Source organism: Paenalcaligenes suwonensis, assembly GCF_011290505.1.
GTDB classification, from domain to species: Bacteria; Pseudomonadota; Gammaproteobacteria; order Burkholderiales; family Burkholderiaceae_B; genus Paenalcaligenes; species Paenalcaligenes suwonensis.
The window spans coordinates 160457-181747 of record NZ_JAANPV010000009.1 but is presented as its reverse complement, the minus strand read 5'-3'; the positions used below and the strand labels follow the sequence as shown (position 1 = coordinate 181747).

Sequence of the window (21291 nt, the reverse complement as noted above, 5' to 3'; positions counted from 1 at the left end):
GAAAGAAAAAAGAAACGTGCAGTAACCACCGCCCTTCGTAAGAGGGGCATCACATAGGCATAGATACTGTTTCTTGCTTCGGCAAGCGTAGTGGAATGCTTTAGACAGCTTGAGTCGCGCCAAGCATGCCTATGTGATAAGAATCAACCGAGGCGAGATTGGAGTTTGCGGCAATCCTCGGCAAGTACCGCAAGTAGGTAATCCTCAGGCTAACCCTACCGTAACCCAGACCGCGTAAGTGTCTGGGGCCATCAAGTGAGTGCTGACAAGCGATAGCCAGCCTCTACGGTCCCCTGAAAAGCTAGAAGGGGCGGAATAGACAAGATCGGGTAGCTCCGAGTGTGCGGGTGCCGAGCTGGAAGGTGTCTAAATCCCGCTTGCTTCGATCAGCACTCACTTGATGGCAGCAGTAAGCGCAGGCAAAGCGCTAGGGGACATAAGGCTCTCAAACGTCCCGTAATCCCGAGAGCCAAGCTGGAAGAAGGATGCAGCCAGCGCCATCAAGTGTGTTCTGCGCACGGTCAACCACACTTAAATAAAAACAGTAATAGACCAGATGAAGGTATGTCTAAAACTAGGGATCGTACCCTAGCAGGGCTTCGGCTCTGAAAAACTCTTTCGCGGGATTGGCCGAGGGGTCAGGCAGCAGCCTTCCAAGCTGTTTACAGGGGCTCGATCCCCCTATCCCGCTCCATATTCAGCGTCTGTAGCTCAACGGATAGAGCATTGGTCTTCTACACCACCGGTTGCGGGTTCAAATCCTGCCAGACGCGCCAGTTTCTCCATCGGGCATACCGCCCACAACTCAACAGGAAATACATCATGAGCATGCTCGCAAGCCTGTTCCTGTGGACGGCCGCATTTGCTGTGTGCGGTACCGCCTCATGGGTTTGGCAACACCACATCCGACCACCTATCGACCCCAGCGAAGTAATACCCACACAAGCCTACTTTTGGAGCTGGCTGGTCTGCATCACCATTTATGTAATCTTGGCCTTCACCGGCCCCTACCCCGGACACTAATTCATGGCTTCAGTTAACAAAGTAATTCTGGTGGGCAACTTAGGCCGTGATCCAGAAGTACGTTACGGCGCAGAAGGTAACGCCATCTGCAATATCTCAATTGCTACCACCTCCAACTGGAAAGACCGCAATAGCGGCGAACGTAAAGAAGAAACCGAGTGGCATCGAGTGGTGTTCTATAACCGCCTCGCCGAAATCGCTGGTGAGTACCTGAAAAAAGGCCGCTCTGTCTACGTTGAAGGCCGCCTGCGCACACGCAAATGGCAAGGCCAAGACGGTAAAGATAACTACACCACAGAAATCATTGCCGACCAGATGCAAATGCTAGGTGGCCGTGATGGTGGCGATGAATACAGCGCTCCACCACAACAGCAACGAGCGCCTGCGCAAAACTCCAAAAGTAACCCGTACCAAGCAGCCAGCCAAGGCGGTAGCGGTATAGCTGATATGGACGATGACATCCCATTCGCACCGATGCTTGCTCGTCACGAATACGCTATCTAGTCACCTACCAAACGCATCACCCACAGCCGCTTATCCTGCGGCTTTTTTAATCCGAGGAAATCATGAGCAACAAAACATTTGGCGAGGTTCTTCAAGACCTCCGTTATGGAACACTCCACGACGAACTAACCGAAAAAATGCAAGAAGTCGTTAACGCTTGCATCAATACCGGCAAAACCGGATCACTCACCCTGCAAATCAAACTCAAGCCGGGGAAAAGCGGTGAGCTAGAAATCACTGACACCATTAAATCCACTGTGCCTGAACTTGAAAAAGGCGGCTCCATTATGTGGGCCACGCCAGAAGGCAACCTCCAACGCGAGGACCCACGCCAAATGACTATCGAAGGCTTGAAGTCTATTGGCTCCGAAAAACCTCAAAATCTTAAAACCGTATAAGGACAACATTAGTCATGGAAAAGATCATTTCTGATTCACTTGCCGCCGGCGCAGCACTTGGAAAGCCCGTTGCTATACCAGGCGCACCCAACACATATGCCGTCGTGCCCGAAGGCTATCACCTCCAATCGCTAGAGAAACACCTACCAGCCCCTAACCGAGCGACCGGCACAGTGGTTATGGATGACGCTGATAGCTTCATCCAATACTTCAACAAGCATGCTACTGACTCTAGCCAAATCTACGCAAAACTGAATCCTCCTAGATTCATTGGCGTACTGAACGACCACACCCTTGTAAGTGCTGGCTGGAAAGATCACTGCGTTCAATACGCCTGCCCATTCTCTGCCGAGTGGCTGGAATGGTCCAAGAGCGATGGCAAGGCGATGAAGCAGGCTGAGTTTGCTGATTTTATTGAACGCAACCTGCCAGACATCGTAGAGCCGGTAGGTGCTGACATGCTGGAAATCTCCCGCAGCCTACAAGCCAAAAAGAAAGTGAACTTCGCCTCTGGTATCCGTCTACAGAATGGGCAGACAGAACTTACCTACGAAGAGGAAATTCAAGGCACAGCCTCTAAAGGAAAGCTGCAAATCCCTGAAATTTTCTCTATTGGTATTGCGGTGCTAGACGGTGGCGAAGCCTATAAGGTCGAGTGCCGCTTACGCTACCGAATCAACGATGCCATCTTGGTAATGTGGTACGAAATGGTACGCCCCCACAAAATCATTGAAGATGCTGCCCGCGATGTATTCACCAAAATCAGTGTAGAAACCGAGCAGAAAATCCTACGTGGCACCCCTTAGTCGCATAACAACCCAACCCCGCAAACGCGGGGTTTTTAATGGAACAAAGAAAGTGTGGCCTAAGAAGCTCAAGTGGTGGTCAGTGCTGGCCGTGATTGCTGCATTAGCAGCAGCCTGCGCACTGGCCTATTTCAATGAAGTAGTGCTGCGGGGCAACCCATGAAACAACTAGAAGGCATGAAGCCTAAGCCCCGCTTGGAGCATATCCAGCCGGGGCAATTTTTTACCCTAACTGCAAATGACGGCGGGCATACGTACAAAATGCTCAGCCGTTGCAAAACATACTGCTATCACTCAACCGGAAAAATCGCCCTCAGTACCGAAATATCACCAGTTGGTCTGGTGTTCGGTAACGGAGGCGGGTGGAGAGTAAAACCCGATGAAAGCTAAACGAACCAAGAAAGCTGTTACCCCTGCCCTATCACCTCTTGAACGCTACAACCTGCAGCGTGCGCAAGAAGCTCAAACAGCGCATGGAGGTAAGCCAGTACAAGCTCTCAGCACACGCGCTAGGTATAACGAGCACCGGGAAAGTAAATATATCTACTGAGCTTTAGCGGACATCCTTATTTTGCAGGTGCAGATTAAGAGTGAATTGCATTATAAAATATAGGCTGAGGCTATTTTTTCAGAGATCGCTCCCAATCCTCTACCCCGCAAAGTAAATCCGATGATGCGTCAACACATGCGCAGAACCGAGGCATAACAATTTCAAAAGGGTGAGGTACTCGTCCGTTCTGGTTTTCTGACTCAGGATCAGAGGCATGTGTTTTTTGTTTAAACTCACCGCCTATCCTGAATGCCTCATCCAGCATTATGAGCGTTTGTTTAACCCCGGCAATATTTCTGGAGAACTTCTGGCTGGCATCTGCTATCAACAAAACATTGATCGAGCTAATTATTAATAACGCATTTTGATAATCATCTCTAGATGCGAAGGATATCTTGCCTTCTCTGGTGTTTATCCCGCAAGAGTTAAGAAGTGATTTTGCCCTAAACAGATCTCCACAGATAGAAATAATGTAGTTTTTGGCCGTTGTGATTTTTTCATTTTTCCTATGCTTCTTATCTGCATTGGCAATATAAAGGGCGACAGCAGCGGTAATAATTGCCGCCAACGCCGTGGATTCAGAGCTAAGCGTAGAGAAATCCCATTTATCAGTTCCAAACGGAGCACTCAATGTGCCCAAGTCATAGGATATAAACGTAGCAATTGCGACCGCCCCAAGAGCAGCGCCTACGACTACCCAGATCAGCACTCTTGACAACCACTTAAGAAGTGTTTTTTTACCCATACCCCCTCCATCCCATAGACGCACCAAGTGTAACGCTTAGTGCGTTTCTTTTTGTGCCCAAACACTACGCAATAGCACTCGCTGTTGCTTTCTCTTAGAGATCCACATGCTGACACCCCAATTGTTATTACCGGTTCATGATGAGCTGGTGGTTGACCTGTTTGCCGGTGGCGGTGGTGCCAGTACCGGTATTGAGCAAGCCATCGGCCGCGCTGTAGATATTGCCGTTAACCACGATCCAGAAGCCATAGCACTGCACGAAGTGAACCACCCACAAACGCAGCACCTAGTAAGTGATGTTTTTGAGATCAACCCGCTGATTGCCACACGCGGCAGGCCTGTTGGCCTTTTGTGGGCAAGCCCTGACTGTAAACACTTTAGTAAAGCCAAAGGCGGCAAGCCTGTTTCAAAGCGCATACGTGGCCTTGCATGGGTGGTGGTGAAGTGGGCAAAGGCCGTGCGCCCCCGCGTAATCATTCTTGAAAATGTGGAAGAGTTTCAGACGTGGGGACCGTTAACAGATGGCGGCATGCCTTGCCCTGAACGTAAAGGGCAAACGTTCCAGCTTTGGAAAGAGCAACTTCGCCTGCTTGGTTACCGCCTCGAATACAAGGAGCTGCGCGCCAGCGACTACGGCACGCCTACAATCCGCAAACGCTTCTTCATGGTTGCCCGGTGTGATGGCCTGCCTATCGTATGGCCTGAGCAAACACATTACCAAAAGCCAGAGAAAAGCCAAAAGACGTGGACACCAGCGTCCAGCATCATAGACTGGTCTATACCGTGCCCGTCCATATTTGAACGCAAGCGCCCCCTTGCTGACGCTACCTGCAGACGTATTGCTAAAGGCATCATGCGCTACGTTGTGGAATCAGCTAACCCGTTCATCGTACCTGGTGGCGTCAGCTTTATAACCAAGTTCCGCACTGGCTCTGTAGGAACCGCCCTTGATGAGCCTTTGCATACAGTCACTGCAGGCGGTGAAACAAAACGCATGAGCACAGGCAATGTCATGGGGATGGTAACGGCCTTTCTCGCCAGACATTACACCGGCGTAGTTGGCAGCGACCTAAACGACCCACTCGGCACCGTGACTAGCGTTGACCACCACAGCCTTGTGACCGCAAACCTTGTGCATCTTGGTCACGGTGAAGGCAAGTGCGGTACTAAGCGTTTCAGTCACGGCATACGTGACATCGAGCAGCCGCTCAACACCATAACAGCAAGCGGTGCACCTGCAGCTTTAGTTACTAGTCACTTACTGCAACTGCGCAATAACCAGTTTGGCCGCAGCCTAGATGATCCAATGCCAACCCTTACCGCTGGTGGCGGCCATGTTGGTGAAGTCCGCTCTTTCTTGGTCAAGTATTACGGCAACGATCAAGATGGCCAAAGCCTGAATGAGCCGCTACACACTGTTCCAACACGCGACCGCTTCGGCCTCGTGACTGTCCACGGCATCGACTATCAAATAGTAGACATTGGCCTGCGCATGCTGTCCCCGCGCGAACTGTACCGCGCCCAAGGCTTCCCCGAAAGCTACGTCATCGACCGCAAGCCAGACGGCTCACCACTAACCAAAACAGCGCAGGTACGAATGTGCGGTAACAGCGTATGTCCACCTCTCGCGCACGCACTCGTACAAGCCAACTACTCAGAACAGCAAGCCATGCGTATGCAGGCATAGGAGCCAGTATGGACAAATCCATCATCAGCGAAGCCGCTGAAGTCCTTGATGTGCTCACTAGCAAAATCCCCGAACAACACCCTATACGCCTACACGCACAGCAAAGAGCTAAAGCACTTGTGGAGGCTCTATATCTAATTGCTAACGCCCCCTCTCAACAGGAGCTTTTTACATGACGGCTATACAAAACATGGCGGCTCAGCTCATGAGCCTACACAGTAAACCTGACCGTAAGACACGCATCATCCAGTTGGCCAAGTCCGGAATGAGCCAACGAAACATCGCTTTTGAGGTGGGTGTATCAAGAACAACTGTTTTTAATGTGCTGAGTGCACAAAGGACTAAGACATGACACAGATACAAGCGCTCGAAACAATGAGCCAAACCGACCTGGTTAAGCTAATCGAGACTGAACGCCAGCAGCATGCAGATGATATGGACATGCTGGCGAAAGAGTTGGCCAGCAGGGCCGCGCCCATTGAGCTACGAGTGGTAGCCGATATATTGGCAGAGGGTAATGGCTGCTGGGCCACCTGCTCTGGCTGCCATGAAAGCAATGATGGATACCCTACTGGCCCATATAGCCAAGTGATGAAATGCACCTTGGGTGTTGGGTGTAGAGAGTGCGGCGGTATAGGCGCTATCTGGGATACAACCAATTACGCCGAAATGGGCGATGCTATGGCCGCTGCAATGCGGGAAGACAATTCACCCATCGTCACCGCTACTCATCAGGCATCAACCCTCATGGAATCCTTAACACCTGATACGCAATGCACCTGCCCATCCGGTAACGGCTCACTGCGATGGCCTTGCCCTGTGCATCCGCCTGAGTCCGTCAACTTGACGAAATCGTCAAATCAGCAAGTTGACCCTCGCATAATAATTCAGTCGCTATCAATGACAATCAAGCTCATTGCGAAAGCAGCAAAAAGTGATGGGCTACAACTAGCTTCACGTACACATCACAAGGTCAATGACGCTTTGTCACTTTTAGAGCGGTACGAACTGCTCGGCTCACCATTGCGAACAAACGAGGAGTAGCCATGACAGCAAAAATCCCAGCGTACCGAGCATCCGTATTGGATATGCGCAAATCCCTAGAGGTTGCCGATCAGATGGTACGCAGCGGCATAGCATTCGTATGCGTGCCTTATTTTAGCGACGCACAGAAAGAGGCAGCTGCATCACTCGCGGCGTATCACTTCGAGAGCGTAGATACAGACACAGACTAACACCCCGCAAATGCGGGGTTTTTACTGGAAATAACATGACAGAAAACGATGACAACCGCTCTCGTTACGTTGAGCGCATCCGTAAATTATTGGCCCTAGCTGGGTCTAGCAACGAACACGAAGCTGCTATTGCACGTAAACGTGCCGACGCCATGATGGAAAAATACTCCATCACGTACATGGAGTTGGGCGAAGCCGAGTTTGGCAGCGGCGATTTTGAAACGGCTACCAAAGACCATGCTAAATGGAAAGTAGACCTTTACACATCAATTGGCTTTATCTTCGGCTGTCAAATCGCTTATTACACAAACCTCAATCAAAAAATGGCCGTTACCTTCTATGGGAAAAAACCCATGGTTGAAATCGCGCTCTACATCAGCGATGTTATTTCCAGAGCGCAAGCTAAAGCGTGGGATGAACACAAGCAACTACTGAAGCGCCATAACATCACCACAACTGACACTGCACGTAATACCTTTCATGAGGCTTTTGCCAGCGGTGTAATTACAACCGTCCGCAACATCTATCTCAGCATGAGCGCCGACGAGCGCAACATGCACCTAGCAGAGATTGACGGGGCCAACCACCTGACTGAGAACATCCCCACCCGGAAAAGCAGGGAGAGCAAACCCAAAGAGCGAGACGCCCTAGCGCTTGCAGCAGGCTACCTTGCAGGCAAAGCCCAAAACATCAACATCGGTGTTGGTACCGCCGCACCCAATGCACGGGTTACTACAGACGCAACTACACACCCGGCATAAGCCGGGTTTTTTCTGGAGCTAATATGAGTGACTATCTCACAGCTGACGAGCTGGCCGATCTTGTTGGCTGCAAACCCAACCAACGAACATTAATGGCCAGATGGCTTGATGACGCCGGGTGGCGATGGATACCTGATCGTAATGGACTGCCCAAAGTAGCCCGGGCATATCACGATTCAAAGATGGGGCTTGCTAATGGAACGAAAAAACATGACCCAACGCCAAACTTCAACGCCTTCGTGGACCGCAACAGGGGTGGCGCGTCTTTATAAGCGCGTAGGAAAAAAGAAAATAAGCTGGATATACAAGCACCCTGATGGTCGCAGCGAAACCCTTGCATCTATTGAACCAGGTAGTAGAGAAGAGGCTCGTAAAGCAGAAAAAGCAGCTATATATAAAGCCGCCGAAATTCAACAGGGTCGGGTAGTGGCGGGATCTGTGGCTGAAATGATTGACCGCTTCCGCGTAGAGGTAGACCCCACGCACTACCTTGACCAGTCCAAGCACGGAAAATCCAGCAGGGAAAGCGCATACAAAAACCTGACTGCATTCTTTGGAAAAATGCACCCTGCATCTATGCGCCCCGTTCACGGTTACCAATACTTAGATGCCAGAGCAAAAAGCGGCGCCCCCGCCCGCGCAAACAAAGAAATGGCGCAAATGTCCACAGTCTGTAACTATGCGATCCGCTGGGGTCTAATTGAAATCAACCCGTTCAAAGACCTCATGCAGAACAAATACGACTCTGTTGTCCGTACTGTCGAACGCAGCCAGATTGTCAGGTTCTACCTTTGGTCCATCAAACAGCAGCAAGCCTACCGCACCATGGGGTGTGCTGCCATGTTTTCATACTTAACGGGCTTTCGTGCGGCTGAGGTACGACCGTTCCCTAAATCTGGTATTAGCGATGCCGGCGTGTTTGTTGTCGGCGCTAAACGTAAAATGGGTGAAGCGCCTGTGCATAAGTTAAGAGAGTGGTCGCCAAGGCTTCGCTGCGTGGTTACTCGCGCCTTACAGCGCAGCGATAAATTAGAAAGCCTAGTGCTGTTTGCTGCCACTAGACGTGGGCTGGCTTACTCAAAGTCTGGATGGTCATCAACATGGCAAGATGCAATGAGAGCGTGGATAAAGTCTGCTGATGCCACGTACTCAGAAGCAGACAACTTAGTTAGCCATCCTCTGTACTTCTCATTAGCTGACGTTCGCCCTGCTGCCATCACTCGCAAGATGGAGAACCGATCCGCTGATGTGTACGATTTTGCGGCACACGCCAACCCCGCTACTACACATAAACACTATGACCAGCGCAAGGTAAAAAGAGCATCTGCAACCGAGTAAAACTTTAGAACGGCTTTCTTGAAACCCGCATGTTTGCTTGCAGGTATTTTGCATTTTGTTCTAACGACAAATTGCGAAAACCCTTAAGCCGTGCGGGTTTCGGAGGTTCTATTGACCGGATTGTGATTCCGGTTGTCGTGGGTTCGAGCCCCATCGGTCACCCCAAATTCTTTCTAGCTTTCCTCTGCTAATAAGAACAACAATTCATACACAATGAAAGATAGATGAAAATCTATACTTTAGAACAAAGACCGCAACCAGCGGTCTTTTTTTTCGTCTTTTATATTTGCACTTGTAGCGATATATCGCAAGTATCACTGCCTGACCAAAATAGATACACCCTGTAACCCATACCGCGAATCACATTTGCTTAAATGTCGAACGTGGAATTTCCAACACCAAATTTGTTGGCCTCCACGCAGAGAAACTGTAGGCACTATTACAGAACCTCTGTCATTAAATACATAGCATAAGGTGATTTATGAAAAAATAATTTTGGCTGGCGTTATTATGTCCATGCCTTCGGCTACATTTGCTGCCGATATGTCCCAAGCATGCACTGACTACTATGCAGCTGTGGACAAGTACATTGAACAAATCGCATCTCACGACGCCATGAAAGGCCAAGTAGATATGATCAAATCACAGTACGCTGAATCCAAAACCATGATCGAATCCATGCCTAAAGAGTCACAAGACGCAGCATGCAACGCCGCTAACGATGCGATGAAACAAGCTGAAGAAATGATGAAAAGCATGGGCAACTAATTCGCCATGAGATTCACATGCAAAAGGGCCTTCCCTTCTGCATGTGGTTTTTTATTAGCCCACATTCACTACAACGTTATTGGTTAATCACATAATAAAAACCAACCAATAAAAAACACATTTCGCTGCAGACCACACCCATCGCGCCTTCGCGCGGCCTACACCCCCTAGCATTGATACGCTAACACTTTGTTTTACCGCTCACTTTCTCGCGTAGCATGCTGGTATAAACGGCCACTTTCTTATACCCTGTTACGACTTGGCGTTTAATACATAACACGTAGGTTTGCACTGCTATCCATGCATCAACACATTTCTACCCTGCACGAATTTCTGTCTGAGTACTGGCCTCATATTGTTCTAACATTTAGCGTGCTCGTCAGCGCTTCTGCTGCCATACATGCCGCAATGAACAAAAATGATGTGCGTGCCGCCATCGGCTGGGTAGGCGTCATTATCATGTCGCCACTATTGGGACCATTGCTGTATCTGATTGCCGGTATTAACCGTGTACGTCGCAGCCAAATCTACGAACAACGCGACAAAACTTTCAAACAGTTTATTAGTTACCCTGAACCGCCCGTATCCGACATAGAAAGCTGCGCCGGCATACAGTTCAGATCCCTACATATATTGGGCGATAGAGTCAGTCGCTTTCAATTGCGTAATGGTAACCATGTACGGTTACTGGCTGGAGGAGACGAGGCTTACCCTGCCATGCTAGAGGCAATACGCCAAGCAAAAAGCACGATCGCAATGCAGTCATACATTTTTGATAATGACCGTATTGGCCGTATCTTTATTGAGGCACTCGCCGAGGCTCATGCCCGTGGTGTCAATATCCGTGTGTTAATTGATGCAGTAGGTGCTAAATATTCGCACCCACCTATCACTAGATTACTGCGTAAACACCAAATCCCCCACGCCTTATTCATGACCAATCCGCTGGGTTTTATGCGTATGCCCTACGCTAACCTACGTAGCCACCGTAAATTGTTGATTGTGGACGGCACTCACGCTTTTGCGGGAGGTATGAATATACGCGAAGGCTTTATGAGCGAGTTTGGTAAAGAGAATACAGCCAAAGATACCCACTTCAGTATTGAAGGCCCCGCTATCTTGCAATTGTTTTCTTCGTTCGCACACGACTGGGAATTCACCACCAAGGAAGAACTGCCTTATGCCGAGTGGTGTGTAAAAGAATGGAATCCCCCGCAACCTTATGTGCCTGCACGCTGCATACGCTCGGGCCCAGACCGCTTCATTGGCAGTAACCACCACATGCTGCAAGGCGCATGCGCGGTTGCAACCCGCCACATTCGTATTCAAAGCCCCTACTTTTTGCCAGACCAAGTATTAATGGGGGCTATCAATACGGCTGCTCGCCGTGGCGTGCAAGTGGACATCGTGATCCCTAAAAACAATAACCTGCGCTTGGTAGGCTATGCGATGATGGCGCAGATTGATCAGTTAATTCGTGCAGGCTGCCGAGTGTGGATGGCAACCGGCAACTTTAACCATTCCAAACTGGCAACAGTAGATGGCCAATGGAGCTATGTGGGTTCGTCCAATATGGACCCTCGCAGTTTGCGCCTGAACTTTGAGTTGGACTTAGAAATCTACGATACCGCTATTACTGGTCAGGTATCGAATCTCATTGATAACGAAATTGAAACGGCTGAAGCCCTCACCCTAGAACACCTGCAGAATCTGCCTTTCCATAAGCGTTTACGCAATAGAGTGATCTGGCTAGCTAGCCCCTACCTATAAAATACAAAGCAGACACCTGTCTGCTTTTTTTATACCCTTGCCCTGCATCCACGCTGGGCAAATAGAAAAACCTTGGGCTGAATAGACCTGCACAGCACTAGTCTAGCGCCACAAAATATCGATAATACTAGTAGGGCAATACCGTCAGTCATTGCTCGCAGGTCGTGCCTAGCGCCGACCTGCTATACCTATAATAGTGAAGGAGATACGCATGAGCCTAGTCTTAAAGCTGGAGACGTTAACGCACGACGCATTCGCCCCCTTTGGCGATGTAATCGAAGCCTCTGAACATGCACAGCAATTTAGCATCAACGACGGCAATACCCAGCGTTACCACGACTTGGCGACTATAGACCCTGGTGCTGACGGCCAGGCTATCGTATCTATCTTCCGCGGCCAGCCCCGCACTCTGCCTTTTACCGTGACCATGATGGAGCGTCACCCCAAAGGCAGCCAAGCGTTCATCCCCATGTCTAACCAACCTTATCTGGTTGTGGTGGCCCCCAAAGGTGACGCCCCTAAAGCCAGTGATTTGCGCTTATTTTTAGCGCGTGGCGACCAAGGGGTGAACTACGCCACCGGCGTCTGGCACCACCCATTGCTAGGACTAGAATCTGTGGTGGACTTTATTGTGATTGATCGCAAAGGCCCAGGCGATAACTGTGATGTTGTGAATTTACATCACACAGCCTTAATCGCCGAACTCGAGGGCAGCACGGCATGATTCACCCCCTAGACCCACGCACCGCTCCGGGTAGCACGCTTTATGCAGCGCGACCTGCGGAGATCAGCCCTGCCGAATGGCGTGCCCGCGTGGACTTGGCGGCTGCCTACCGATTAGCCTCGCGCCACGGCTGGGATGACCAAATCTATACGCACATTTCTATGCGTGTGCCAGACCGTGATAATGCTTACCTCATGAACCCCTATGGCTTTAGGTTTGAGGAAATCACTGCATCCAACCTACTGTTGGTAGACACCCAAGGTAATGTGATTGATGGCACGGGACGACGCGGCAACCCTACTGGTTTTGCTATACACGGTGCTGTGCACCACGCTCGCGCTGATGCGCATTGTGTTATGCACCTGCATAACGATGCCATCATCGCGGTAGGCGCACTCAAGCAAGGCCTACTGCCCTTGTCACAACACGCGATGCGTTTCTGGAACCATATTTCCTATCACGACTACGAAGGCCTTGCCTTAAGCGCTGCCGAGCAAGGGCGTCTGTTAGCATCGCTGGGAAACAACTCAGCCATGCTGCTACGTAATCATGGTTCGCTTACCTGTGGCCGCACCGTTGCCGAAGCCTATGTGTTGATGTTTGATTTGGATAAGTCCTGTATGACTCAACTAGCCGCAATGTCGGCCTCTGACCAGCTTGTGCAACCCTCTGACGAGGTGCTGCATCAAACCCAAGCAAACCTCGCCTTAGGCCCTACTCCCGACGGTGAGTTGGAATGGGCCTCACTCTTGCGTAAACTGCTACGCGAAGAACCCGATTTCAACACCTGATTTCATACACAAGGAAACACCATGCCCTCTATTACCGTACAACTTTTTGAAGGCCGTACTGTAGAAAAAAAACGTGAATTGGCCGAAGCCCTGACAGCCGAATCCTGCCGTGTGCTGGGTTGTTCCCCTGAAGCGGTAGACATCGTTTTTGTCGATGTAAAACGCGAAAACTGGGCAACAGGCGGCGTGCTGTGGTCGGATAAAAAATAAATTTACGGTTTTGTTTGCCTCACCCCGTCAGTGCACCTTGTGTCTGACGGGGTTTTTTTATGCTTGTTTATACGACTAAGCCTCTTAGCACGGCTACACAGGCGCCGATAACCGTACTTGCTCTAAATCCCTAATCATCATAGTGATAAACGCCTCTACAACTGGCGGCAGTAAACGTCCTTTCATCACCTGCACCTGCAAACTGCGTGCATGCATTTCCTGATCCAATAGCGGCACCGCCACTAAACCTTGTTGGCCCAACAAATCAGCCACAGAAACATAGCTTGCAAATAATACCGCCTCGCTATAACGCACATAGCTGTGCAGTGTTTGTGCGTAATTACTGTTTAATGCCGGCTTAATCTGTATCCCACTAATATTGCATGCCATCTCGAACATTTTTCGAGTAGAAGTATCGTGGTCCGTCAAAGCCACCGGATAGTCTTTTATCTCTTGCAAAGTAAGCTGCTTACGCAATGCCAAAGGATGTGAGCTGCTCATTACCGCCAAGGCGGGGGAACGCTGCACATAACGTACCTCCACATTATCTACAGGCTTATAACTAAAGGTAATCGCAATATCCGCATTACCATCCGCCACCCTACCTGCTGCCGTCGCCGCTTTATCTATCCATAAATCAAACGTTGTATCTATCCACTCTCTCTGAAACCCAGCAATGGTTTTGGGCACTAGCTGATTAGCCAGGCCCTGTGTACACGCAATGCGTATATGATTTTGTGCCATCCCCTGAAGGCGTGAAATTTCCTGCAAAGTAGCATCTGTTTCTAATCTCTGTCGCCGAGCATGCTGCAATAGCATCACTCCTGCCTCGGTCAATGCCATACCACGTACACCACGCTCAAACAGTGCCGTACCTACACGTTCCTCCAACATTGAGACCTGCCTGCTGACCGCCGAAATAGCTACACCTAACTTTTCTGCCGCGGCACTCAAACTGCCATACTCCGCTACTTCCACGAAGTACTTAAAGGCCAAACTTTGCATCAACCTCTCCTCTACTCACCGTGTGATACCCTACTTTTCATTCTATTTTCTAATAAAAGCAAAGTATTTGCTATTAATTACGAATTAGTAGAAACCATGATTGTTCACTCAACTTCCTGACTCCTAGAATGCAAAGCATCATAAAACCATAGTGCCCTCTTTTTCTGGATACATCATGAAGCTGAAAAACCTTACTTTGCTGACCTTGCTGTTTACAGCCTTTAGCGCCTCTGTTTCAGCACAAACACTGAAAATAGGTTTGGCATCAGAACCTACCGCTGCTGACCCACACTATCACCAGACCACGCCTAACGAAGCATTTTTGTCGCACATTTTTGAGCCTCTTGTAGCAATGAGTCCAGACATGGTGCTGCAACCTGCATTGGCAGAATCATGGCAAGCTATTGATGACAACACATGGGAATTCAAGCTGGACCCTAAGGCGCGCTTCTCCAATGGCGAAGCCTTTACCGCCAATGACGTGATCTACAGCTTCTGTCGTATCTTGAATAACGAAACTGCGATTGGTGGTGGTGCGACTAACGTAGCGCGCCGTATCGTGGATATCCAAGCACCAGACGCGCAAACAGTACATTTAAAAACTGCCTCCCCATACCCTGTCTTACCAAACGAACTTGCCCGTATTCCTATGATCTGGAGCGGGATTGCCACCTTTGAAAACCTCACCTATGCACCACAAGAAGGCTGTGGAGTAACCAGTACATGGCCAACCGTCACTGACTTTAATGCTGGGAAGCCGGTTATTGGCACAGGCCCCTATACCTTGAAATCCTATGTAAAAGGTTCTGGTATTACGTTGGAGCGTAACGAGAACTACTGGGGTAAAACTCCCAATCACTGGCAGACCATTCAAATGACAGCAGTACCCGCTGCGGGCCCACGCTTGACTGGCTTGCTGTCTGGCGACTTTGACCTAATCGAAAACCCAGCAGCTCGCGACTTGAAACGCATTAGCGACAGTGGCTTTGAATATGAAGTTAAACCCTCTGTGCGCATTATGTTCTTCCAATTGGACGTAGGCCGCGCTCCTAGTCCTTTTGTGAAATCACCTAAAGGGCCAAACGACAACCCACTACAAGATGTACGTGTACGCCAAGCGCTTTCCATGGCAATTGATCGCAAAACGCTGGTGGATCGCATCATGGATGGCATTGCTACACCCGCCAACCAGTATTTACCTGAAGGCATGTTTGGCAGCATTGAAGGCGCACCTGCGCTGGAATACAACCCTGCCCGCGCAAAAGAGTTGCTGGCTGAAGCAGGCTACCCTGACGGCTTTGAACTGACACTATCGGCCACCAACAACCGCTATATCAACGATGGTCAGTTAACCCAAGCGATTGCTCAATACTTAAGCCGCATTGGCGTCAAAACCAGCGTAGACACCATGACTAGCTCAGTCTACTTCCCTAGACGTGCCAAACTGGACTTCAGTGCTTCCTTGGGTGGTTGGGGATCTGAAACCGGTGAAGCCAGCAACTTCATCCAATACTGGGTCACTACGCGCAACCCAGAGCTAGGCGTAGGTAGCAGTAACTACGGTGGCTATTCCAACGCCGAACTGGATGCTGCCTACTTGGAAGCTATTCGCACTATGGACGATGCACGTCGCAGCGAATTGCTACAACAAAGCGTTAATCTCGCGCTGAAAGACATGGCACATATTCCTCTGCACTTTGAAAGTGGCGTATGGGCGTTTCGTAAAGGTTTGACCTATGAAGGTCGCGCTGACCAACGCACTATGGGTACGGCTGCGAAGCCCGCCAACTAACCCCTACTCGATTTTTCTAGCGTTAAGGGGTTAATACCTTGTCTGTTTTTATTCTGCGTAGACTCTTGCAGAGCCTATTTGTACTGCTAGCAGTTTCTATCGTGGTTTTCTTTGCGGTGTACACCGTGGGAGACCCGCTTGAGCTGCTAGTCAGCCCCAGCGCCAGTCAGGCTGAACGTGAAGCCTTGATTGCGCGCTTGGGATTGGACCTACCCATTTGGCAACAATACGGTAGTTTTTTCTGGCGCATGCTACATGGTGATTTGGGCATCTCTTTTGTACATGGTATTCCTGCCAGCAGCCTAATTCTGTCTCGTTTCCCTGCCACCCTAGAACTGGTGCTAGTGGCTATGTTTTTAACCTGTACTATCGGTATCCCGTTGGGTATGGTGGCTGGCTTACACCGTGAGCAACGCTTGGGCCGAGGTATTTTGGCAGGTTCTGTACTGGGCTTTTCACTACCAAACTTTTGGCAGGGGATGGTGCTCATCCTGCTGTTTGCAGTATGGCTAGGATGGCTGCCTGCTTCGGGCCGTGGCCCTACCGTTACGGTATTAGGCGTGCCACTTAGCCTCTTTAGCTCCGAGGGCTGGTCTCACATTATTTTGCCTGCAGTGAACTTGGCTATCGCTAACATTGCCTTAATTTTGCGCATGACAGCAGCTGGCGTTTCTGAAGCCATGCACCAAGACTATGTAAAGTTCGCACGCGCTAAGGGTATTAACCCCAACCGCATTGTGTACCGACACATTCTGCGTAACATCATGATCCCCGTCATTACGGTGATTGGTATTGAGTTCGGTACGTTAATTGCCTACTCCACCATTACCGAAACAGTATTTTCTTGGCCTGGCATGGGCAAGCTGCTGATCGACAGCGTATATCAGCTGGATAGACCCGTCATCGTGGCATACGTCATGCTGGTTACCCTGCTATTTGTGCTGATTAATCTGGTCGTTGACATCCTTTATGCCGTGCTTGATCCGCGTGTACAACTGACGGAGCAAAGTCACTAATGTCTAACCATTTACCCCCATCAGCGGCTCCTAAAGAGCCATCCGCCACAACGCCGGACACCATCAAGCGTATCCAGCCCCTGCTGGAAACGCCTAAGCGTTCAAAAATTTTGCACAGATTGCAATCCAGACCCACAGTACGCGGATCACTGATTGCCCTATTTGTGTTAATTGCTTTTATTCTAGTAGCCCCTTTCTTTGCCCCCCAAGACCCTTACGACCTACTGGCCTTGGACATCTTAGATGGCCGTTTACCCCCCGGCTCTGAAAACATGAATGGCTGGACCTACTGGTTAGGGACAGATTCACAAGGCCGCGACATGCTCAGTGCCATTTTGTATGGTCTACGTATCAGTTTGCTCGTGGGTTTAGGCGCTGTCTTTCTTGCCACCGTCATTGGGTCATTAGCAGGTCTCATTGCCGCATACCGTGGCGGCATTGTGGATACGCTTATTATGCGTCTGGTGGACTTCATCCTAGGCTTTCCCACCATCTTGGTAGCTCTAGTGTTGCTGTCTGTACTGGGTCGCGGCATAGACAAAGTGATCTTTGCATTGGTTATTGTGCAATGGGCACACTACGCACGCATTATGCGTGGCCGTGTACTACAAGAACGCAGCAAAGAATACATAGAAGCCGCTAGAAACTTAGGTTTCCCTACGTGGCGCATTATGTTGCTGCACTTACTGCCTAACTGTACTGGCCCCATCATGGTATTTGCGACTGTACAGATCGCTACAGCCATTGTGCTGGAAGCGACACTGTCTTTTCTTGGCGTAGGTGTACCGATTACCGAACCTTCGCTAGGCCTATTGATTTCCAGTGGCTTCGAGTACCTGCTTTCTGGTGATTACTGGATCAGCATTTTCCCCGGCATTGCACTGCTGTTGCTGATTTTGTCTATCAATATCGTGGGTGATCGCCTACGTACTAGCCTGGATGCACGTCACTAATGAACACTACTACCCCATTACTGGAAGTACGTGATTTACGTACTGCATTTCATACCAACGAAGGTGCTTGGCTAGCTGTGGATGGCGTCAACCTTAGCGTTGAACGCGGCGAAATCATTGGCTTAGTTGGCGAGTCTGGATCAGGAAAGTCCGTCACCGGTTTTTCACTGCTTGGTTTGATAGACCCACCCGGTGAGGTCGTATCTGGCGATGTTTTGTTTAACGGACAAAACCTGCGAGACATGCCAGAAGCAGAATTGCGCCAACTGCGTGGCAACAAGATTGCCATGATCTTCCAAGACCCTCTGATGACGTTGAATCCTGTACTGCGCATTAAAGAGCAGATGATGGAAGCCATTCAGTGCCATTATCCTAAAACGCCAGCAAAACAGGCCGAGGCGCGCTGTATTGAAGCGTTGGAAATGGTAGGAATCCCGGCCCCAGAAAAACGCTTAAACAGTTACCCGCATGAGTTTTCAGGCGGTATGCGTCAGCGTGTGGCCATTGCGATTGCCATGCTGAACCACCCTGATTTGATCATAGCAGACGAACCTACCACAGCCTTAGACGTCACCATCCAAGGGCAAATTCTGTATCAAATGCAGCAGCTCTGTCGTGAGCACAATACTGCCATGATCTGGATTACCCACGACTTAGGTGTGGTGGCCGAATTGGCTGACAAGGTTGCCGTCATGTATGCCGGTCGTATTGTGGAGTACGGTAGCGTGGCGGATATCCTCAGCTCGCCGCGCCACCCTTACACCCAAGGCTTACTACGCTCCATGCCTACTGCCACCCTACCTGGCAAACGCCTTACCCAAATTAACGGTATGGCTCCTACGCTAACAGGCAGAGAAGCTGGCTGTACCTTTAGGCCTCGTTGCCCATACCAAACCAGCCAGTGTGCCACTGCAGTTCCACCACAAACGTGGCAAGGGGATCGCTATTACAGTTGCTATGCCCCTATCTCATCTACACAGGAACACGCATGACCTCACATCCTGCTATCGAAATCAGAGATCTGAGCAAGAAGTTCAGTAAAAAACCCGACTTAGTACAAAAATTGGTAGGGTTATGCGGGGTCAACACTACCCCACCCACCGTACACGCCGTCAGCAATATTTCTCTTTCCATTCAGAAAGGGGAAGTATTGGGGTTAGTGGGTGAGTCTGGCTGCGGTAAATCCACGTTAGGGCGCATGGTCGCAGGCCTAATCCGTCCAAGCGAGGGTAGTATCCACTATCAGCAGCACGATATTTCTACCCTACGTGGTAAAGCCTTATTGGATTACACCCTAGGCGTACAAATGATCTTTCAAGACCCGCAAGCCTCGCTAAACCCCAAACAACAGCTGCACCAAATTCTGGGTGAAGCCCTAAAAGTACATAAGCTGGCTACTCCAGACCAAATTCCTGACCGTGTTGATGCAGCGCTTGCTGAGGTCGGTCTGGATAAAGAATACCGCAATCGTTACCCCTATCAAATCTCTGGTGGTCAACGTCAACGTATAGGGATTGCCAGAGCCCTGATGGTACAACCTTCTTTTTTGGTATGTGACGAACCGGTTGCTGCGCTAGATGTATCCATTCAAGCGCAAGTGATCAACCTGTTCATGGATTTACGTGATCAGCGCAACCTGACCTATTTATTTATTAGCCATGATTTGGGCGTTGTACGTCATATTTCTGACCGCGTTGCCATCATGTATTTAGGTCGCATTGTTGAAATCGCTCCGACCAGCGAAGTATTCAACCATGCTGCACACCCTTACACGCAAGCCTTGTTGGCTGAAATGCCAGACATGTCCCGCCAGAAGCGAAACTTCACCCCTATTAAGGGTGAGCTACCTTCTCCGCTTAATCCTCCGTCTGGCTGTGCGTTTCACCCGCGCTGCCCGCACGCGATGCCACGCTGCCGCGAGGAAGCACCGGTACTTCGTTCATTAAATAGCCAACACCAAGCTGCCTGTCATCTCTTGGATGCCTGACCACCTTTATAAAGTTATTGATTATGCCTTCCACATCACCGCTTTCTATTGATCAGATGATTCGCCATATCCAGAACTGGGTTGAGTGTGAGTCTCCTTCCCATGATCCAGCCGCGTTGCGCACCATGGCTGACATACTGCTACGCGATGCCACCGCGCTTGGGCTACAAACACAGACGTTGTCCTTAGGCGAGGAAACAGGCCCCTTGTTGCATTTCCATAACCGCCGTGCCGGTGATGATCGCCCCGGCATTATGCTGCTAGCCCACTACGACACCGTGCACCCAGTGGGTACCTTAGAACGCAACCCTTTCCGCCAAGAAGAAGACCGGCTGTACGGCCCAGGCATCTATGACATGAAAGCAGGCACATGGTTAGCCCTTACTGCCATGGGCTCACTTTCTGAGCCAGACAGCAGCGCCTTACCCATTGATTTTGTGATTGTTCCAGACGAGGAAACCGGCACCTTCTACTCACGCGAGCACATTGAGAAATTTGCACGCAATACCCGTTATGTGTTGGTGTGCGAACCTGCACGAGCTGAAGGTGGTCGCTGCGTGACAGCACGTAAAGGCACGGGCCACATTTATGTCACCACTCATGGCCGCCCTGCCCACGCTGGTGTGCAACACCAAAAAGGTAGAAACGCCATTCAGGAAATGGCGCACCAAGTGCTAGCCCTGCAGGCCATGACAGATTACGAGCGCGGTATCACCGTGAGTGTAGGCCTCATTAAAGGCGGCACTACGTCTAACGTAGTGCCCGAGCACTGTTCAGTAGATGTGGACTTCCGTATTCCAGACCCCGAAGCCGAACACGTGTTACGCGAAAAAGTAGACCAGCTCAAAGCCGTCACCCCCGATGTAGAGGTAGACGTGAAGTTTGCCGTGAATCGCCCTCCTATGCCACGCACTGAGGCCACGGCGGCTCTGCTAAAAAAAGCCCAAGCCTATGCAAAAGAAGCAGGCTTCACACTAGAAGAGGCCCCCATGACTGGCGGTGGTAGCGATGCCAACTTTACTGCTGCGCTAGGCATTCCTACTTTGGATGGTTTAGGTGCTGATGGCGATGGTGCCCACACATTACGTGAACATATTTTGGTTTCGACCTTGCCTGAACGTTTAGTGTTTTGGCAGAAAATGCTTAAAGGTCTGAACTAATCACGTGTTTGCCTAAAGAGAGTTCCTCGCTCGTATTCCACCAGATACAGCGTTAGGCACTGCGATTT

At 50.1% G+C, this 21291-nt stretch carries 25 protein-coding genes and 2 tRNA genes; 25 read left to right on the top strand and 2 right to left on the bottom strand.

The features are described 5' to 3' along the window. Positions 1 to 620 precede the first annotated feature (620 nt). From GY634_RS14280 to GY634_RS14250, 7 genes are all read left to right on the top strand, one after another. Positions 621 to 694 (top strand) — tRNA-Gly (locus GY634_RS14280). Between the two features lie 6 nt (positions 695 to 700). Then, a tRNA-Arg gene (locus tag GY634_RS14275) sits at positions 701 to 776 on the top strand. A gap of 46 nt (positions 777 to 822) precedes the next feature. Continuing rightward, positions 823 to 1023 carry a hypothetical protein gene (locus GY634_RS14270; RefSeq protein WP_166409401.1) on the top strand — a complete coding sequence of 67 codons (201 nt, stop codon included), beginning with the start codon at positions 823 to 825 and terminating at the stop codon, positions 1021 to 1023. 3 nt (positions 1024 to 1026) lie between these two features. Continuing rightward, positions 1027 to 1527, top strand: coding sequence for a single-stranded DNA-binding protein (gene ssb / locus GY634_RS14265; RefSeq protein ID WP_166409400.1), 501 nt, complete (start codon positions 1027 to 1029; stop codon positions 1525 to 1527). 62 nt (positions 1528 to 1589) lie between these two features. Then, on the top strand, positions 1590 to 1925 hold the full coding sequence (locus tag GY634_RS14260; protein WP_166409399.1) for a hypothetical protein: 336 nt from the start codon (positions 1590 to 1592) through the stop codon (positions 1923 to 1925). Positions 1926 to 1939: 14 nt separating this feature from the next. Further along, on the top strand, positions 1940 to 2731 hold the full coding sequence (locus GY634_RS14255; RefSeq protein WP_166409398.1) for a DUF2303 family protein: 792 nt from the start codon (positions 1940 to 1942) through the stop codon (positions 2729 to 2731). Between the two features lie 159 nt (positions 2732 to 2890). Then, the gene (locus GY634_RS14250) at positions 2891 to 3121 is read left to right on the top strand and encodes a hypothetical protein (protein ID WP_166409397.1); all 231 of its coding nucleotides are present in this window, start codon (positions 2891 to 2893) and stop codon (positions 3119 to 3121) included. A 230-nt stretch (positions 3122 to 3351) separates the two neighbouring features. Here GY634_RS14250 and GY634_RS14245 read toward each other — a convergent pair whose 3' ends face one another. Further along, positions 3352 to 4026: a hypothetical protein gene (locus GY634_RS14245; protein WP_166409396.1), complete on the bottom strand. Its 675-nt coding sequence runs from the start codon at positions 4024 to 4026 to the stop codon at positions 3352 to 3354. A 106-nt stretch (positions 4027 to 4132) separates the two neighbouring features. Between GY634_RS14245 and GY634_RS14240 the strand changes: the two genes are divergently transcribed. The 12 genes from GY634_RS14240 to GY634_RS14185 all read left to right on the top strand — a co-directional run bounded on the left by GY634_RS14240 (position 4133) and on the right by GY634_RS14185 (position 13310). After that, entirely contained in the window at positions 4133 to 5713 is a 1581-nt protein-coding gene (locus GY634_RS14240) for a DNA cytosine methyltransferase (RefSeq protein WP_166409395.1), read from the top strand. 172 nt (positions 5714 to 5885) lie between these two features. Further along, on the top strand, positions 5886 to 6065 hold the full coding sequence (locus tag GY634_RS17460; protein ID WP_166409394.1) for a helix-turn-helix domain-containing protein: 180 nt from the start codon (positions 5886 to 5888) through the stop codon (positions 6063 to 6065). After that, positions 6062 to 6757 (top strand): hypothetical protein, encoded by a 696-nt coding sequence (locus GY634_RS14230; protein WP_166409393.1) that lies wholly within the window; start codon positions 6062 to 6064, stop codon positions 6755 to 6757. Before GY634_RS17460 ends, GY634_RS14230 begins: the two co-directional genes overlap by 4 nt. 2 nt (positions 6758 to 6759) lie before the next feature. Next, positions 6760 to 6948 (top strand): DUF1382 family protein, encoded by a 189-nt coding sequence (locus GY634_RS14225; protein WP_166409392.1) that lies wholly within the window; start codon positions 6760 to 6762, stop codon positions 6946 to 6948. 35 nt (positions 6949 to 6983) lie between these two features. Beyond that, positions 6984 to 7709 carry a DUF2786 domain-containing protein gene (locus tag GY634_RS14220; protein WP_166409391.1) on the top strand — a complete coding sequence of 242 codons (726 nt, stop codon included), beginning with the start codon at positions 6984 to 6986 and terminating at the stop codon, positions 7707 to 7709. A gap of 23 nt (positions 7710 to 7732) precedes the next feature. Beyond that, positions 7733 to 7981: a DUF4224 domain-containing protein gene (locus tag GY634_RS14215; protein WP_166409390.1), complete on the top strand. Its 249-nt coding sequence runs from the start codon at positions 7733 to 7735 to the stop codon at positions 7979 to 7981. Next, on the top strand, positions 7920 to 9047 hold the full coding sequence (locus GY634_RS14210; RefSeq protein WP_166409389.1) for a site-specific integrase: 1128 nt from the start codon (positions 7920 to 7922) through the stop codon (positions 9045 to 9047). The genes GY634_RS14215 and GY634_RS14210 overlap by 62 nt, the downstream gene beginning before the upstream one ends. 510 nt (positions 9048 to 9557) lie before the next feature. Next, positions 9558 to 9815 carry a DUF5339 family protein gene (locus tag GY634_RS14205; protein WP_166409388.1) on the top strand — a complete coding sequence of 86 codons (258 nt, stop codon included), beginning with the start codon at positions 9558 to 9560 and terminating at the stop codon, positions 9813 to 9815. Between the two features lie 300 nt (positions 9816 to 10115). After that, positions 10116 to 11585, top strand: a complete 1470-nt coding sequence (locus tag GY634_RS14200; RefSeq protein ID WP_207625615.1) for a phospholipase D-like domain-containing protein — start codon at positions 10116 to 10118, stop codon at positions 11583 to 11585. Between the two features lie 211 nt (positions 11586 to 11796). Next, entirely contained in the window at positions 11797 to 12309 is a 513-nt protein-coding gene (locus tag GY634_RS14195) for an ureidoglycolate lyase (RefSeq protein WP_166409387.1), read from the top strand. Next, entirely contained in the window at positions 12306 to 13100 is a 795-nt protein-coding gene (locus tag GY634_RS14190) for a class II aldolase/adducin family protein (protein WP_166409386.1), read from the top strand. Before GY634_RS14195 ends, GY634_RS14190 begins: the two co-directional genes overlap by 4 nt. Positions 13101 to 13121: 21 nt before the next feature. Continuing rightward, positions 13122 to 13310, top strand: coding sequence for a 4-oxalocrotonate tautomerase (locus tag GY634_RS14185; protein ID WP_135863921.1), 189 nt, complete (start codon positions 13122 to 13124; stop codon positions 13308 to 13310). A gap of 93 nt (positions 13311 to 13403) precedes the next feature. On the opposite strand, the gene GY634_RS14180 is transcribed toward GY634_RS14185, so the two are convergent. Further along, entirely contained in the window at positions 13404 to 14315 is a 912-nt protein-coding gene (locus tag GY634_RS14180) for a LysR family transcriptional regulator (protein ID WP_166409385.1), read from the bottom strand. Positions 14316 to 14490: 175 nt separating this feature from the next. On the opposite strand from GY634_RS14180, the gene GY634_RS14175 reads away from it, so the two are divergent. Genes GY634_RS14175 through GY634_RS14150 form a run of 6 tightly spaced genes read left to right on the top strand, consistent with a single transcriptional unit; the run spans position 14491 to position 21223 of the window. Continuing rightward, positions 14491 to 16107, top strand: a complete 1617-nt coding sequence (locus GY634_RS14175) for an ABC transporter substrate-binding protein (RefSeq protein ID WP_166409384.1) — start codon at positions 14491 to 14493, stop codon at positions 16105 to 16107. A gap of 38 nt (positions 16108 to 16145) precedes the next feature. After that, entirely contained in the window at positions 16146 to 17123 is a 978-nt protein-coding gene (locus GY634_RS14170; RefSeq protein ID WP_166409383.1) for an ABC transporter permease, read from the top strand. Beyond that, complete coding sequence (locus GY634_RS14165; protein ID WP_166409382.1) at positions 17123 to 18076, top strand: ABC transporter permease; 954 nt, start codon at positions 17123 to 17125, stop codon at positions 18074 to 18076. The genes GY634_RS14170 and GY634_RS14165 overlap by 1 nt, the downstream gene beginning before the upstream one ends. Continuing rightward, on the top strand, positions 18076 to 19068 hold the full coding sequence (locus tag GY634_RS14160; RefSeq protein ID WP_166409381.1) for an ABC transporter ATP-binding protein: 993 nt from the start codon (positions 18076 to 18078) through the stop codon (positions 19066 to 19068). Before GY634_RS14165 ends, GY634_RS14160 begins: the two co-directional genes overlap by 1 nt. Next, positions 19065 to 20063 carry an ABC transporter ATP-binding protein gene (locus GY634_RS14155; protein WP_166409380.1) on the top strand — a complete coding sequence of 333 codons (999 nt, stop codon included), beginning with the start codon at positions 19065 to 19067 and terminating at the stop codon, positions 20061 to 20063. Before GY634_RS14160 ends, GY634_RS14155 begins: the two co-directional genes overlap by 4 nt. Before the next feature lie 23 nt (positions 20064 to 20086). Beyond that, the gene (locus GY634_RS14150) at positions 20087 to 21223 is read left to right on the top strand and encodes a M20 family metallopeptidase (protein WP_166409379.1); all 1137 of its coding nucleotides are present in this window, start codon (positions 20087 to 20089) and stop codon (positions 21221 to 21223) included. Positions 21224 to 21291: the final 68 nt, after the last annotated feature.